At 62.4% G+C, this 12,393-nt stretch carries 20 protein-coding genes and 1 pseudogene; 11 read left to right on the forward strand and 10 right to left on the reverse strand.

The annotated features are described in order from the left end of the window. Nucleotides 1-52 precede the first annotated feature (52 nt). The gene (gene cobU, locus C8J39_RS09165; RefSeq protein ID WP_120300155.1) at nucleotides 53-628 is read left to right on the forward strand and encodes a bifunctional adenosylcobinamide kinase/adenosylcobinamide-phosphate guanylyltransferase; all 576 of its coding nucleotides are present in this window, start codon (nucleotides 53-55) and stop codon (nucleotides 626-628) included. A gap of 307 nt (nucleotides 629-935) precedes the next feature. Beyond that, nucleotides 936-1,673 carry a Crp/Fnr family transcriptional regulator gene (locus tag C8J39_RS09170; RefSeq protein ID WP_056058576.1) on the forward strand — a complete coding sequence of 246 codons (738 nt, stop codon included), beginning with the start codon at nucleotides 936-938 and terminating at the stop codon, nucleotides 1,671-1,673. Nucleotides 1,674-1,679: 6 nt separating this feature from the next. Here the strand turns inward: C8J39_RS09170 and C8J39_RS09175 are convergent, their stop codons facing one another. After that, nucleotides 1,680-1,898: a hypothetical protein gene (locus C8J39_RS09175; RefSeq protein ID WP_120300156.1), complete on the reverse strand. Its 219-nt coding sequence runs from the start codon at nucleotides 1,896-1,898 to the stop codon at nucleotides 1,680-1,682. 216 nt (nucleotides 1,899-2,114) lie between these two features. On the opposite strand from C8J39_RS09175, the gene C8J39_RS09180 reads away from it, so the two are divergent. The 6 genes from C8J39_RS09180 (at nucleotide 2,115) to C8J39_RS09195 (ending at nucleotide 5,541) form a co-directional block, all read left to right on the forward strand. Continuing rightward, nucleotides 2,115-2,777, forward strand: coding sequence for a hypothetical protein (locus C8J39_RS09180; protein ID WP_259457522.1), 663 nt, complete (start codon nucleotides 2,115-2,117; stop codon nucleotides 2,775-2,777). 133 nt (nucleotides 2,778-2,910) lie between these two features. Further along, nucleotides 2,911-3,048 carry a hypothetical protein gene (locus C8J39_RS18735; protein WP_183037961.1) on the forward strand — a complete coding sequence of 46 codons (138 nt, stop codon included), beginning with the start codon at nucleotides 2,911-2,913 and terminating at the stop codon, nucleotides 3,046-3,048. Further along, the gene (locus C8J39_RS09185) at nucleotides 3,035-3,931 is read left to right on the forward strand and encodes a hypothetical protein (RefSeq protein ID WP_120300157.1); all 897 of its coding nucleotides are present in this window, start codon (nucleotides 3,035-3,037) and stop codon (nucleotides 3,929-3,931) included. Before C8J39_RS18735 ends, C8J39_RS09185 begins: the two co-directional genes overlap by 14 nt. Then, complete coding sequence (locus C8J39_RS09190; RefSeq protein WP_147420660.1) at nucleotides 3,928-4,203, forward strand: hypothetical protein; 276 nt, start codon at nucleotides 3,928-3,930, stop codon at nucleotides 4,201-4,203. The genes C8J39_RS09185 and C8J39_RS09190 overlap by 4 nt, the downstream gene beginning before the upstream one ends. Before the next feature lie 40 nt (nucleotides 4,204-4,243). Next, the gene (locus C8J39_RS18740; RefSeq protein WP_183037962.1) at nucleotides 4,244-4,411 is read left to right on the forward strand and encodes a hypothetical protein; all 168 of its coding nucleotides are present in this window, start codon (nucleotides 4,244-4,246) and stop codon (nucleotides 4,409-4,411) included. A gap of 110 nt (nucleotides 4,412-4,521) precedes the next feature. Next, entirely contained in the window at nucleotides 4,522-5,541 is a 1,020-nt protein-coding gene (locus C8J39_RS09195) for a P63C domain-containing protein (protein ID WP_120300159.1), read from the forward strand. On the opposite strand, the gene C8J39_RS09200 is transcribed toward C8J39_RS09195, so the two are convergent. Then, complete coding sequence (locus tag C8J39_RS09200; protein WP_120300160.1) at nucleotides 5,542-5,982, reverse strand: HIRAN domain-containing protein; 441 nt, start codon at nucleotides 5,980-5,982, stop codon at nucleotides 5,542-5,544. Nucleotides 5,983-6,026: 44 nt separating this feature from the next. Here C8J39_RS09200 and C8J39_RS18745 point away from each other — a divergent pair, with 44 nt between their 5' ends. The 3 genes from C8J39_RS18745 to C8J39_RS09210 are packed head-to-tail and all read left to right on the forward strand — an operon-like array spanning nucleotide 6,027 to nucleotide 6,587. Further along, entirely contained in the window at nucleotides 6,027-6,167 is a 141-nt protein-coding gene (locus tag C8J39_RS18745) for a hypothetical protein (RefSeq protein WP_183037963.1), read from the forward strand. Beyond that, nucleotides 6,164-6,343 (forward strand): hypothetical protein, encoded by a 180-nt coding sequence (locus C8J39_RS09205; protein WP_120300161.1) that lies wholly within the window; start codon nucleotides 6,164-6,166, stop codon nucleotides 6,341-6,343. Before C8J39_RS18745 ends, C8J39_RS09205 begins: the two co-directional genes overlap by 4 nt. Before the next feature lie 10 nt (nucleotides 6,344-6,353). After that, nucleotides 6,354-6,587, forward strand: coding sequence for a hypothetical protein (locus C8J39_RS09210; RefSeq protein ID WP_120300162.1), 234 nt, complete (start codon nucleotides 6,354-6,356; stop codon nucleotides 6,585-6,587). Here C8J39_RS09210 and C8J39_RS09215 read toward each other — a convergent pair. The 8 genes and pseudogenes from C8J39_RS09215 to C8J39_RS19300 form a co-directional block, all read right to left on the reverse strand. After that, on the reverse strand, nucleotides 6,547-6,900 hold the full coding sequence (locus C8J39_RS09215) for a hypothetical protein (protein ID WP_120300163.1): 354 nt from the start codon (nucleotides 6,898-6,900) through the stop codon (nucleotides 6,547-6,549). The two genes, C8J39_RS09210 and C8J39_RS09215, sit on opposite strands and share 41 nt — an antisense overlap. Nucleotides 6,901-6,922: 22 nt before the next feature. Beyond that, complete coding sequence (locus C8J39_RS09220; protein WP_220669828.1) at nucleotides 6,923-7,543, reverse strand: hypothetical protein; 621 nt, start codon at nucleotides 7,541-7,543, stop codon at nucleotides 6,923-6,925. 119 nt (nucleotides 7,544-7,662) lie between these two features. Continuing rightward, a complete protein-coding gene (locus C8J39_RS09225) occupies nucleotides 7,663-8,001 on the reverse strand; it encodes a hypothetical protein (RefSeq protein WP_259457523.1) in 339 nt (112 codons plus the stop codon). Between the two features lie 74 nt (nucleotides 8,002-8,075). Next, nucleotides 8,076-8,618: a hypothetical protein gene (locus C8J39_RS09230; RefSeq protein ID WP_147420661.1), complete on the reverse strand. Its 543-nt coding sequence runs from the start codon at nucleotides 8,616-8,618 to the stop codon at nucleotides 8,076-8,078. Between the two features lie 372 nt (nucleotides 8,619-8,990). After that, a complete protein-coding gene (locus tag C8J39_RS09235; protein ID WP_120300166.1) occupies nucleotides 8,991-9,884 on the reverse strand; it encodes a hypothetical protein in 894 nt (297 codons plus the stop codon). A gap of 10 nt (nucleotides 9,885-9,894) precedes the next feature. Continuing rightward, on the reverse strand, nucleotides 9,895-10,917 hold the full coding sequence (locus C8J39_RS09240) for an SGNH/GDSL hydrolase family protein (protein WP_120300167.1): 1,023 nt from the start codon (nucleotides 10,915-10,917) through the stop codon (nucleotides 9,895-9,897). A 242-nt stretch (nucleotides 10,918-11,159) separates the two neighbouring features. Further along, entirely contained in the window at nucleotides 11,160-11,774 is a 615-nt protein-coding gene (locus C8J39_RS18750; RefSeq protein WP_259457524.1) for a hypothetical protein, read from the reverse strand. 448 nt (nucleotides 11,775-12,222) lie between these two features. Further along, a pseudogene (locus C8J39_RS19300) lies at nucleotides 12,223-12,390 on the reverse strand (helix-turn-helix domain-containing protein); the annotation flags it as partial. Nucleotides 12,391-12,393 lie beyond the last annotated feature (3 nt).

Consider the following 12,393-nt stretch of genomic DNA (forward strand, 5'->3'; position numbering starts at 1 on the left):
GGGCGTCATCGTCATTCCGGGCCCATCGAGCAAGCGCGAAGGAAACGGTAGGATGCAATCGGTCGGGACCCCGTTCGGAAAAAGCCTGTTCGTGCTGGGCGGCGCGCGTTCGGGGAAAAGCCGCCACGCGCAAGGCTTGGCCGAAGCCGCGGCGACGGACCACGCGACGCGGCTCGTCTATATCGCGACCGCGCAGGCGTTCGACGGCGAGATGGAGGATCGCATTGCGCGTCACCGCGCCGACCGTGACGACCGGTGGCGGACCGTCGAGGCTCCTCTGGCGCTTGGCGAGGCACTGAAGAGCGAAGACGGCCCGGACGTCGTGATGCTGGTCGATTGCCTGACTCTATGGGTGTCGAACCTGCTGCTAGCCGACGAGGCTGTCGCCGCGCGCGTAGACGATCTGGTCGAGACGATCGCGCGGTTAAAGGGCCGCATTATCCTCGTCTCGAACGAGGTCGGGCTGGGGATCGTCCCGGACAATGTGCTGGCACGGCGTTTCCGGGATGCGGCAGGGTTGCTGCATCAGCGGATCGCCGCGGAGGTCGATTCCGTCGACATGGTCATGGCTGGGTTGGTTCAGCGCTGGAAGACGCCGAACGCAGAGTATACATCTCAGAATGACTAGCGATCACCTTTTTCGCGATGAGCAAGTATTCGCGGTGACCGAAAGCGATCATTTGTGCGATATAAAAAACTGATCTGGTTTTTAGTATCTCAAATTTCGGCAATATGATCGGCAGATCGTGAAGCCGATATTTTTAATTTTATTTGTGCGACCCAAAAATTAATTGGAGCAGATCGGTCATCTCAAACATTAATTAAAACATTTCCGTTCGAGCTATGTTAAAAGGGATTATCGCCAGCCGATTTTTTGGGCCCTGACGACCGAGAGATGCATGTGCTCCCGCCCCGAATTTTGCGGGATTACTCTCATGGCTACGACGCTCAGCCCCTTGGCGCTGATGGTTCGGAAGTTGGAAACGCACGCTGTGCTGGACGACGGCGATCGCAAGGCGCTGCTCGCGCTGCCATATACTCTTCGCACGTTCGAGCCGTCCTCCTACCTCGTGCGCGAAGGCGATGCGCCGGATCAATGCGCGGTACTGTTGTCGGGGTTCGCGTATCGCCAGAAGCTGACCGGCGCCGGCATGCGACAAATCGTGTCTCTGCACATTCCCGGTGAGCCGCTCGACTTCCAGCATCTGTTCCTCGACGTCGCGGACCACAACGTTCAGACGCTGACCCGCGCCGAGGTTGCGACGATCCCGCGATCGGCGCTGCGCGAACTGGCGCGAAACCGTGCGGCCATCAGCAACGCGATCTTCGTCAATACGTTGGTCGAGGGATCGATCTTTCGCGAATGGATTCTGAACATCGGTCGCCGCGATGCGCGGTCGCGGCTGGCGCATTTCCTGTGCGAATTCGCGATCCGTCTCGACATGCAGGGGCTGACTGGCGCCGATGGCTATGAATTGCCGATGAGCCAGGAGCAGCTCGGTGATGCGCTCGGGCTAACGGCGGTGCATGTGAATCGGACCATTAAGTCGCTAGAGGCGGATGGTCTGATCGGGCGCAATCGCCGCCGGATCAGCTTTCCGCAATGGGATGCACTGCGCGAACTCGCGGATTTCTCGAGCCGCTATCTGCATCTTGCCCAGCAGACCAGCTAGTCGCTTCTATCGTTGATGCGCGTAATCGACCGAGTCGATGATCCGCCCGCCAGCCATGAAGACGGCGATCGGGCAGGCGGCGAACAACAGCCAGCCGCCATATCCGGGATATTGCTGGAGGTAGTGCATCCCGCGTTCGACCGCGCCAACGCCGAGGCCGTAGATGACGAGGAAGGCCTCGAACTTGGTCTTGATGATGAAGAGGCGAGCAAAGCGAGTCCACATGGCGAGCGTATGAGCAAGGTGCGTGCCAGTGGCTGATATGCGCGGTTCTGACGCCAAAAAATATGGTTACCTGTAAATTAACCCGACAGGGCAGAACTCTGCGCTTCTGACGCGAGAATACCGGAAAACCTCCGCTGTTTCCACCGAGACGAAGGGTGTGAAATGGAAAACCGTCAAAGCCTCATTCCAGTTAATTCCCAGCCTGCCGCGGCGCCTATGCGGGCCGCCAGTAACGGGATGGTCGCTGCCCTCTATGTCGAGGCTGGCGGCAGCTACTACGACCTGCCGAACGTCGACCCGTGGGACGAGCGCCGCGACGCGCGGCTCTACCCAGGACCGCACCCGGTCGTCGTGCATTCGCCATGTCAGCGGTGGGGTAAGCTGTGGGCCGGTCAGCCGCTCCACATCAAGCGGACCGGTGAGCGCAAGCAGAAGGGCGCCGATCAGGGCTGCTTCAAGTGCGTCCTCTCCGACGTCCGTCGCTGGGGCGGCGTGATGGAGCACCCTTGGGGCTCGCATGCTTGGGCGTTCTTCGGCCTGACCCTGCCGCCGCGCGCCGGCGGATGGGTCAGGGCTGACGATCTTGGCGGCTGGACATGCTGTGTCGAGCAAGGTCGCTATGGGCACTATGCTCGGAAGCCTACCTTGCTCTTGGCATATGACTGCGATCGTCCTGAGCTCGACTGGGGTATCGGCGAGCCGCGGCTAGATCCAGAGATCGTTGCGCGTATGGGACTCAAGCGCGCGAAGCGGCTGGGTGAGGTTGGCGGGAAAGGCGGGGGCAGGGACAGCGCGCCGCGAATCGGTACGCCAGCTCCGTTCCGCGATCTGCTGATCTCCATGGCGCAAAGTGCCAACCGGTTGAGGCTCGCAGCATGACCGAGAACCTATGCGTCTTGGCTAGCAGCCGATCGGGTGGGCCCGGCACCTATCGAACTGACGCCCTTGTGGCGGGTTCGGCGGCGGTCGAAATACCCCCGCGAATCCCCCCACGTGCAGAGGGGTCGTTCGCATGAGCGACGGTGTCTGGGTATTTTTCCCGCTTCACGACATCGGCGTGTTCGCCGCCGGCTTCATGACGATGTTCTTCATCGGCCTGATCGTGTGGATATTCACTCACGACGATGGAGGCAGCGATGGCATTCTCTGAATCCTCGTCGCTGCTGCCGAACCTATGCCCTGGCGTGTCGAAGCCGCTGGCCGGGGCCAAGCTCCGGATCCTCTTGAACGGCCTCGGCGTCCAGTCGGTAACCATGTTCCTCATGGCAGAGCGCGGGCTGATCGGGCCCAAGCCGGATTACTCGTTCACGTCCGACACGGGCGACGAGAGCACCGGCGCCATGGAGAACCTGGCGTTGCTGCGATCGCCGAACATGGGCGCGACGATCCCGATCATCATGTCCGAGCCCGGCGGGCTGGCGGATGACTTCGACATGGCGACCGCCGGGTTCGTTGATCGCTTTTCGAACCCGCCGCTGTTCATCCGTAATGATGACGGCACGCGCGGCATCCTCGCCCGAGGCTGCACCCGCGATTACAAGGTCCGCCCCGGAAACCGCCAGGTGCGCAAGATGCTTGGGCTGGGGCCGCACTCCAGGCTGCCGACGACGCCGGTTGTCGAGCAATGGCTGGGGATTACGACCGACGAATCCCACCGGATGGCGATCAATCCACAGCCGCATATCTATAACCGGCACCCATTGGTCGAGATCGGCTTCAGCTATGCCGATTGCGAGAACTGGCTGCAGCGCGAATACGAACTCCGCGTCCCCTCGTCCGGCTGCAAGCGATGCCCATTCCGCGACAACGCCGAATGGCTGAGCATGCAGCGTAACTACCCCGATGATTTCGAAGTGGCTTGCCAGGCGGACGAGGCGGCGCGCGACGGGATGCCCGGCGTCCGTCAGCCGGCATATCTCCACGATAGCTTGCGCCCTCTTCGCTCGATCGACTTCGAAGCCGAAGTGGCCGCGCGGCGTGGAGGGCTATTCGATCCGAAGGTCAACCTTTGCGGCGGGGAATGCCGGACATGATAGACCTCGTCGCGCCCAGCGCCGAAGAGCTATCGGTCAGCCGGCGAGAGCACCCCTACGTCCCGCAGGCGGTCCTGGAACTGGCGATGAGCATGGCATGCGACCGCGGCGGATCAACGATCCCGGTTGGCAGCTACGATATCCAGCGCGCTCGCGACCAGATGGCCGCGGACGTCAGCGAGAACGCCCAGCTTCGTGCCGACCTCGCCGCGGCCAAGGCCGAACTCGCATCCTTGCGCGCCGCCAACCTCGTCCGCGATCGCGCCGCATGATCATCGACACCCTCTATCCCAACCTCAGGAGCGCGAGAGCATGACGAAGGAAGTGCAGGAGCAGCTGGCCTACGTGATGACGCTGGAGAGCCAGGCGCGCGTGGGCAGCTACCAGCACGAGGTCAGCAGCGGACCCTGGATGATCCTCGCCGCCGAGCGCGCGGAGCTTGCCCGCCTATCTACCGACACCCTTAACCTCCACCCCTGAGAGATCGAATGCGCGCCAAATCAGCAAGCAGTCTTAAAGATTATGAATTGATGCTTGCTATTATCCAGTAAGCACGGCTACCATGCGCTTCAGCAAGCATGGAGCACTAAATGACCGATGATGGCAACGAAACTCCGCAGAGCAAGGGCGGAAAAGCGCGGGCGGCTAGTGTATCGCCTGAACAGCGAAGCGAGATTGCACGCGCAGGCGCGACAGCGCGATGGGCGGCCCTGGGGAAGGTGCCGAAAGCTACCCACGGTTCCGCCGATCATCCTCTCAAAATCGGCGATGTGGAAATTCCATGTTATGTCTTGGAAGATGGGACGCGAGTCCTGTCCCAGCGCGGCACACTGGGCGGCCTTGGTTTGAGCCAAGGAACATCCGGCGGTTCTGGTGGTGACCGACTTACCAGTTTTGCTAGCGGCAAAGGTATTTCTCCGTTTGTTTCCAGCGAGTTGCGGGCGATGATCGAAAATCCGATCCGGTTCCGCCATTCGAAAGGCGGTGGCGTGGCTTTCGGTTACCCCGCTACTATTCTTCCGGAGATCTGCGAGTCCGTCCTATCGGCCCGGCAGGCTGGTGCGCTTCAGCGGCAACAGCAGCATATTGCTGCACAATGCGAGGCTCTGGTCAGGGCATTTGCCAAGGTCGGCATCGTTGCTCTGGTCGACGAGGCTACCGGTTACCAGTCAGCCAGAGAGCGCGATGAGCTTCATAAACTACTCTCGGTCTATTTGTCCGAAGAGCGTTTGGCTTGGGCAAAAAGGTTTCCAGACGAATTTTACAAACAGGTTTACCGTCTCCGTGGATGGAAGTGGCCTGTGGGTAAAGCTAAGACCCCGCTGCTAGGCCACATCACAAATGACGTCGTGTATGAGCGGCTTCCGGCTGGCGTTCTACCAAAGCTTCAAGAACTCAATCCGACCGAGGATGAAACAAAGCGTCGCAAGCATCGGCATCACCAGTTTCTATCCGAGGATGTTGGGCAACCAGATTTGCGGGATCACATCCTCCAAATCATTCCGCTCATGAAAGTTTCTCGAACCTGGGAAGGCTTTAAAAAACATCTCGACGTGGCTTTTCCCAAGAAAGGAACTCAGATCCTTCTCGATATCGATGAAGAAACCTGACTAAGCCCCGAACTCCGGTCCTTCCTCATCAGGATAGAACGCGTGCGGATCGTACACCGGTCGCTGCGCCGGCCGCATCTGTCGGGGAGGGGCTGGCTTCGGAACATCAGGGACCGGGTCGGGCAGGGTAGGTAACCCACCTCCGAACCGGATCCGGATATAGGCCCCGCTACCGTGCATAGCCTGGAAGACCGCGGTCGCGTCGTCTTCCTTCATCCGCTTGCCGACCAGGGGCGCACGCTCGGCGCTGACGTACCCCAGCTGCGTGCCGCGATCGCTGAAAATGGCAACGGCGTTCGCGTCAAACGGGTTGGTCGGCTCGAGGCGTAGCTCGACGACGTCACCCGGGGCGCAGAGCATGCACTCCATGCGCCTGTTGCTCTTCGACTTATCCTCGTTCGGAAAGTCTATGCCGACAATGGAGGTGGTGAGTTCGTCCATGCAGATAGTTTGCCCGAATCGGTCGACCGCGCATAGGCTGCGTTATGGCAAACCCCATCATCGGAGCTGACATCCCGAAGCTGTCCGACGCGGGCCTGCTGGCCGCGTACCAGATGACTGACGGAACAGGGCCAATTGCGGAGTTGCTACTCGCCGAGATCGAGCGTCGTAACCTCGACATATGATGACCGATCGCGACGTGATGGTGAAGGCGGGCGAGATACTTGCCGAGCATGGCGCGCTGACGTCCGACTATATCATCGACCAGCTGGGCGACGTGCTCGGTGATCGCGTGGCGGTCGAGGACTGGCGCCGGGTTGCCGCAGCGGTCGACGCGATCACAGGAGCCCCGCATGCCTAAGGTCCCCGGCATGACAAACCCGACCGTCGACGACTTCGCGAACCAGCTTTACGCGATCACGACGCGGACCGATGCGGCTGCCCTCGGCATCCAGGGGGAAGACCTCGACGTCATCGGCCAGGCGCCATGGGAGAAGGCCACGCCCGCGCTGCACGAGTTCTTCAGAGCGCGGGCGATACGGATGCTACAAGGGGACCTGTCGGTTATGCCGGCGGTTCATACGATCGGGACGCCGCGGCCGTAGCCTCGATCGACGACGTCGCCGCCTCGGCCTGTTTCAGCGCGGCGAGTTGCTCCGCTGCCGTTGCTGCATACCGCGCCGCCAGTAGACCGCGTTCCGCCAGCGACATTGCCAGGCGCACGCGCGCGGCGCGCTCCGGGGACAGAAACGGAAGCACGAGCTGGGCCGTCAACGCGATGCGGTCATACGCAACCTGAGCCCGATCGATCGCGGCACCGATCTGCGCGGCCTGCCCGGTCGAAGGGCTCGGCATAGTCGTGCAGCTGGCGAGCATCATCGACGCCGCGCATAGCGCAGCGGTCAGCAGTTTCTTCATGGTCAGTCCTTCGCTTGAGAAATCAGGCCCAACCGCCGGCGACGAGCGCGGCTTGGAAGGACATCGCGTAGCCCGCGACCTTCTCGGCGCGGTCGATGCCGTTGATGATGCGGCGCGCGGAGGTGAACTGCACCGTCGCCGCTGGCCCCTTCGCGGGGAGGTAGCTGGCAAACCGCTTCCCGGTGAACCAGCCTTCGGTCATGCCGAGCACCATGATCTGCGCGGAGATTTCGGTCTCCAGCGCGCGGTCGTAATTCGCCGTCAACGCGCCCTTGAGGCCGAGTTCGTCGTCTGCCCGCTGGTAGTTATAGTCCCACGTCAGCTGGACATCGCCGCGGCCGTACGCAATCTGGCCGCCATGCTTTCCCGGCTTGCCATATGGATAGTTTCGGCCGCGTCCGATCTCTGGAATCGGCTGCATGCGCTGGGCGGTTTCATGGAACGAGGTAGCGAGCCCGTACGCGACGTACGCCAGGGGCGAGGCCTGCGCGGCGAACGCGGCCAGCTTCGCCTCGATGCCCTCGACCTGCGCCTTCGTCATCGTCCCGAACAGCGGTCGAATCGACGCGAAGAATTTGTCCGGAGACGCCAGCCCGTGCGCCGGGCGCGCAGGGGCAGTCGCCGGCTTTGATGCCGTCGTCATATATATTCCCTTCGATGTGAGGCGATATTGTCGGCGAGCGGTTCAGCCCTTGCCGTGGCGTCCTCCAACGTGCCGCGGCCGGCCCGCTTCGCGACCTCCCGGACGCTTGAGGCGGGCCGTTACTCCGCGGGCTTGTCGCCCAGGCCCATGACGGCCTTGAGCTTGTCAATGCGCTGTTCGGCGAGCTTGAACACGCCCTCGCCGAGGATGCCGACACCGCCGCCATAGAGAAGCGCGCTCAGCGGTTCGGGATGCAGGCTGATCACGAGCCCAGCCGCGACGGCCAGCGTCATGCTCGACACCGGCGCGTCGAGGATCCAGCGGTGCTCGCGTCGTGCGATCTCGCCGGCACCGATCCAGAACCGGGCAGACACGCAGCCGAACAGCGCCGAGATCATGCCGGCAGCCTCGAATGGATAGCCGAGGAAGAACCAGATGGTTGGCGTCGAAGTCGTCACGGTAGCCCCTGTTTTCTCAGCGGCCGCAACTGCGACCGGAATTACCGCGGCAGCGGATGCCCCCAGGCGCCACATCATCGCGTCGACACCACGCCGATCGCGGCGATGAAGGTCAGGACGCCAAGCCGGAGCATGCGCTTCACCATCGGCCAGGCGAGCCACATGTTCACCGGGAACGGGATCTTGCGCTGCTGCTCGATCATGCCGGGCTCGGACAGGATGTAGACCATCAGCCCGCTGATCCCGCAGGTGACGGCGATCGGATCGAACATGCGCTTGGCGGTCAGGTAGATGCCGGTCGCGACCGGGTCGTGAGGGTTCCAGCCCCAGAGGCTGACCATCTCCGCGCCGCATCGGATCGTAATGCCCGTCGCGAAAAGAATGCCGAGCACCCGGTAGATGCTCGCCGGCGAAAGCCAGACGTCGGTTCGACGATGCTTCACCCAGTCGCCCACCAACTTCACGATGACCATGATCCCGATCAAGGTGGCAACCGTCATCATGGCGAGGTTGATAACGACCAGCCACCCCATGCCATTGAAGCTGGGGGGCGCGAGCGTCTGTGGTCCTGCCGCGACCGCCCGGGCCGCGAAACTAGAGTTGGCTGTCGCGGTCATGCGTCATCCCTTCCCGCGACATCAAGATCGCGATGGTTGCTGGTTAATGATCAGTGAGGTTTCGTTACGACACCGAAATGGGATTTACAGATCTTGGGCAACGGTTACATTGTGCCCGAACCGGCCGAGTCGAATCTGGATCAGCGCCCCAAGCCGCTCAGCGGAGCTCACCCATGCGATTTTTTAAGTGGTTGAAATGCATCCTGAGCGGAGGCCATTCGTTTGCGCTCAGCAATCGCCACCCGGGTCGTAAGACCTGCGTCAAGTGCCATTCCAGACGAGCGCTCAGGCACTAACTATCGGCGACTACGGTGCTTCCCGCGACCGTATGAGCCGCGGTGGTCCTGGTGTTCATGCCAGGACCATCAAGTTTTACGGATAGGTCGCCGGGTCGGTGAAGGTGTCGCCGTAATAACGGCCGCCCGGCGCGAACGCCTGATCGAAGAGCGCTTTGTCGATCGCGCTGGCTTGGGCGAAGGTTCGCCCCGACACGGTGAGGTCTTCGAAATAGGCGCGATAGAGCACGGCCGAACGGGACTTATTGAGGCCGAACGATCCGTACGACCCGGTGCTGCCGACGCCCATGAGGAAGGCGCGGATAGCCGCCGCGCTGGCGGGCGCGGTTCCGGTGCCCCCGGCGACGCCATTGGCTCGAAACGCATTCCCGATCGCTTGCGGCAGTGCAGGTGCGTTGGTCTGTTGAAGCCCTGCACCGTACGAAGTGGCACGGTCCGCGCGGACGAGGTAATTCAGCGTCGCGCTGCCGCTTGCCGCGATCGACGCGTCCGGCAGTTCGGGGGTTGAAGTCAGGCCCGCGCGGGTGATGCGCTGCCAGAGCGAGTAGTAGAACGTGTGCCCCCAGTTCGCGAACAGGTAGTCGCCCAACTTTCCCGAGCCGGTCGTATCGCGCCCGATGGTCACGCCCTTGGTAGCGCCAGTCGTTGTGGCTTGGCTCGCGACCACATGAATACCGCCCTTCGCGGTCCGTTCGGTGAAACCGTCCTGCCCTGGTCCCTTAACGAGGCTATCGGCATAGGCCATCGCCCAGTCGGCTTGGGTGCCACTGCCATACGCGGCGGCAGCCTCTTTCCAGGCGATGTTCGGGATGCTTGAACCCGTAGCTGGGACCCCGGCCGCAAGCGGATTGGCCGAATGGGCAAAGTCGATCAGCACGATCGAACCAGGAGTAAGTATCGCGTCGTCGCGCAGGATCGGCAACGTGGTATCGGTGAACGTGGTGGGGACGACGATTTTCAGACCGGACATAACGGTTCCTTTAGGCGGGAGGATTGAGGTCGAAGAGGCGACCGTTGATGACGGAGGCGGCGCGGCGCGCACCAGCGTCGGAGAAGTGGATGCGGATCGTACTCCCCGCGGCGCCCTCGATATTCATCAACGTCGCCGCGCTGGCGGTGTTGATGCCGTTCTCGCCCCACCAATCCGCGACGGGGAAACCCCAGCGGCTCGCGGCTGCGCGTATCGCGTCGGCGTAATCGCGCGACGTCAGTCCGATGAGGTTGGTGACTGGATCGGTCCAACCCCGGCTAGCGTAGGTCTCGGTAAACTCGCCGTATGGCGTGGTCACAACGAGGATACGAGCGTTCGGGCAGCGCGCTTGCACCTTGCCGAATGTGACGTTGAGCGCCCCATAGAACGTGGTGTTATCGGTGGACGTGATGGTGCCCATCGGCGCCGATTGCGCCCAGTCGTTTGTCCCGCCGGCAACGGTGATCAGCGCGGCGTCCGCAGGCAGCGCGTTCACCCGCACGTCGTCACACATCGAAATCTGAGTGCCGTTGCTGTCCGGCTTGGCGAACTTGGATCCGCCTACGCCGCAATTGGTGAACAGCAGGCCGTGCACGGCAGCCACGTAGGGCGGCCAGACATTGTTCGCCGTATTGCTGTCCCCCAGCGCGCCCGCCTTCTTGCCAGTCCAGGAGCTGGCGGCCGGGCTGGCGGCGGCATAGTCCGCGACAAGGGCGCGATCCGCGATAGCGACCTTGCCGGTCAAGGGCAGGTTTGCTGATCGGACACCGAACCCAATACGTCCGTTTTGGTCGACGATCGCGAACGCATAGCCGCTCTCGTCTGGGCAAGTCTGGAAATACCCTCCCACCGCCGCCCCTAGAAGGCGCGAAATCAGCGTAGCGCCAGGGTTGTCGGCGACCGTTGTATTGGCAGGAAGCAGGGCCTTGCCGAACGAGATTTGGCCGGCACCATCTAGCCGAATGCCAATGCGACCCAAGGCGTCGATAAGCGCAAACCCGCCGCCCTGCTCGTCAGAGAGCGGTCGAAGCATGTCTGAAAGCGAAGCGCTAGAGAGCAGGCGACTTACAACTGCATCGGAAAGAGCGTCGGCAGCGACTGCCCGAGCGGGCACTTTCAACTTAAGCGGTTCAAATGTACCGTCAAAGCGCCAACCTCCGACGCAGCGGCCTGCAGAGTCCGTAACCGCATAAGCGTGCGCGCAGACGCCACCCTCAAGATGCACCACTCGTTTCCCCGCGCCATCGTCCTAACCCCTGCTCTTATAGATATGTGTCATGCTGCCAGCTGCTCGTCGTCGGCCTCGCCGGGATCGACACCGAACAGGCGGATATAGTCGGCACGCGTGGGCTTTCGGCTGGGCGCACCTGTTGCGCCAGGCACTGGCACCGGCCGCGATGGGTCACGCACCGCACCCGCGCTGCGCCCGATCTTGAACCGCGCGATGATCTCGGCCGCCTCAGCGGGCGTGCAGCGGTCTGGCTCTGGTAGGGCAGGCACCTGAACATCCGAGGTCGGCGCGGCCAGCCGCTTACGCCGAGCCCATGCCTCGCTGATCTCAGCCATGATTGCCGGAACCACCTTTGACGGGTGATCAGCCTTCTGCATGGCCGCTTCTGCGCCGCGCTGAAGCAAACCGATCGGGATGCCGTCGAGCGCGATACGGGCAGCTTCGAACCACGTGTCCTGGCTGTCCTCGTCCATGCCCACGGGCGCGACCAGCTGGAGGCACGGCAGCAGCGTGGTGATGAACTGATCATCCGACGCCGGCTTCAGGTCCCGATAGTCCGCGGCGAGCTTTGAATCGCTCGGCAGCATCGACCGTGCGACCGTGACCGCTCCGCGACTGCCCGTTTCCGCCCACACGTCCGTTGCCTGATCGTTGTCCATCTCGGTTATCCTGTTCGATTATCCAGTTGCTCCACGCCTTCTGCCAGTCGGCTTTCCGGCCCAGTCCGTCCTTATCGGCAGCGTTGGCTGCCCAGTTTCGGAAGCTCTCAAGTGCCCGCAAGCTCCAGTCCTTGCCCCGTCGATCAACGATCGCTCGGGCTACGGTGTCGTCTGCGAACCGAACCGGTGCCCAATCTTCCGGAAGGCGAAACGGTTTGACCTTCACGGCCTGCACCCGCCCGCGCCTCGAAGGAGGCGAAGCCTCCGGAGAGGTTATGGTTCTTGATGGTTTGTCCGAAGCGGCTTCGGGGGTCAGCGCTGTTCGCTTCGGGGGCGCAGCGGCTTCGGGGTGAAGCGGCTTCGGGGGTGAAGCGGCTTCGGGGGCGGGATGCACGATGTAACGGCACCCACGCCCTGCAATCTCCTGCCGGCTCATATGTCCGCTCGCTACGAGGGATTTGATAGCAGCCTGGACGGTGCGATCGCTCTTGCTGCACTTCGCAGCGAGCGTAGCCATTGAGGGCCAGCAGAGGCCTTCATCGTTCGCGCAGTCAGCCAGAGCGAGAAGGACGATCTTCTCGCTGTCTGGAAGCGTTACGCTCCACACCGCGGTCATTAT

It is taken from the genome of Sphingomonas sp. PP-CC-1A-547, assembly GCF_003610375.1.
In the GTDB taxonomy this organism is placed as follows: Bacteria; Pseudomonadota; Alphaproteobacteria; order Sphingomonadales; family Sphingomonadaceae; genus Sphingomonas.

Excerpts from the sequence above, each read along its gene's own strand:
- cobU (WP_120300155.1), top strand. The coding sequence starts at position 53 with ATGCAATCGGTCGGGACCCCGTTCGGAAAAAGCCTGTTCGTGCTGGGC.
- C8J39_RS09170 (WP_056058576.1), top strand. The coding sequence starts at position 936 with ATGGCTACGACGCTCAGCCCCTTGGCGCTGATGGTTCGGAAGTTGGAA.
- C8J39_RS09175 (WP_120300156.1), bottom strand. The coding sequence starts at position 1,898 with ATGTGGACTCGCTTTGCTCGCCTCTTCATCATCAAGACCAAGTTCGAG.
- C8J39_RS09180 (WP_259457522.1), top strand. The coding sequence starts at position 2,115 with ATGCGGGCCGCCAGTAACGGGATGGTCGCTGCCCTCTATGTCGAGGCT.
- C8J39_RS18735 (WP_183037961.1), top strand. The coding sequence starts at position 2,911 with ATGAGCGACGGTGTCTGGGTATTTTTCCCGCTTCACGACATCGGCGTG.
- C8J39_RS09185 (WP_120300157.1), top strand. The coding sequence starts at position 3,035 with ATGGCATTCTCTGAATCCTCGTCGCTGCTGCCGAACCTATGCCCTGGC.
- C8J39_RS09190 (WP_147420660.1), top strand. The coding sequence starts at position 3,928 with ATGATAGACCTCGTCGCGCCCAGCGCCGAAGAGCTATCGGTCAGCCGG.
- C8J39_RS18740 (WP_183037962.1), top strand. The coding sequence starts at position 4,244 with ATGACGAAGGAAGTGCAGGAGCAGCTGGCCTACGTGATGACGCTGGAG.
- C8J39_RS09195 (WP_120300159.1), top strand. The coding sequence starts at position 4,522 with ATGACCGATGATGGCAACGAAACTCCGCAGAGCAAGGGCGGAAAAGCG.
- C8J39_RS09200 (WP_120300160.1), bottom strand. The coding sequence starts at position 5,982 with ATGGACGAACTCACCACCTCCATTGTCGGCATAGACTTTCCGAACGAG.
- C8J39_RS18745 (WP_183037963.1), top strand. The coding sequence starts at position 6,027 with ATGGCAAACCCCATCATCGGAGCTGACATCCCGAAGCTGTCCGACGCG.
- C8J39_RS09205 (WP_120300161.1), top strand. The coding sequence starts at position 6,164 with ATGATGACCGATCGCGACGTGATGGTGAAGGCGGGCGAGATACTTGCC.
- C8J39_RS09210 (WP_120300162.1), top strand. The coding sequence starts at position 6,354 with ATGACAAACCCGACCGTCGACGACTTCGCGAACCAGCTTTACGCGATC.
- C8J39_RS09215 (WP_120300163.1), bottom strand. The coding sequence starts at position 6,900 with ATGAAGAAACTGCTGACCGCTGCGCTATGCGCGGCGTCGATGATGCTC.
- C8J39_RS09220 (WP_220669828.1), bottom strand. The coding sequence starts at position 7,543 with ATGACGACGGCATCAAAGCCGGCGACTGCCCCTGCGCGCCCGGCGCAC.
- C8J39_RS09230 (WP_147420661.1), bottom strand. The coding sequence starts at position 8,618 with ATGACCGCGACAGCCAACTCTAGTTTCGCGGCCCGGGCGGTCGCGGCA.
- C8J39_RS09235 (WP_120300166.1), bottom strand. The coding sequence starts at position 9,884 with ATGTCCGGTCTGAAAATCGTCGTCCCCACCACGTTCACCGATACCACG.
- C8J39_RS09240 (WP_120300167.1), bottom strand. The coding sequence starts at position 10,917 with ATGCTTCGACCGCTCTCTGACGAGCAGGGCGGCGGGTTTGCGCTTATC.
- C8J39_RS18750 (WP_259457524.1), bottom strand. The coding sequence starts at position 11,774 with ATGGACAACGATCAGGCAACGGACGTGTGGGCGGAAACGGGCAGTCGC.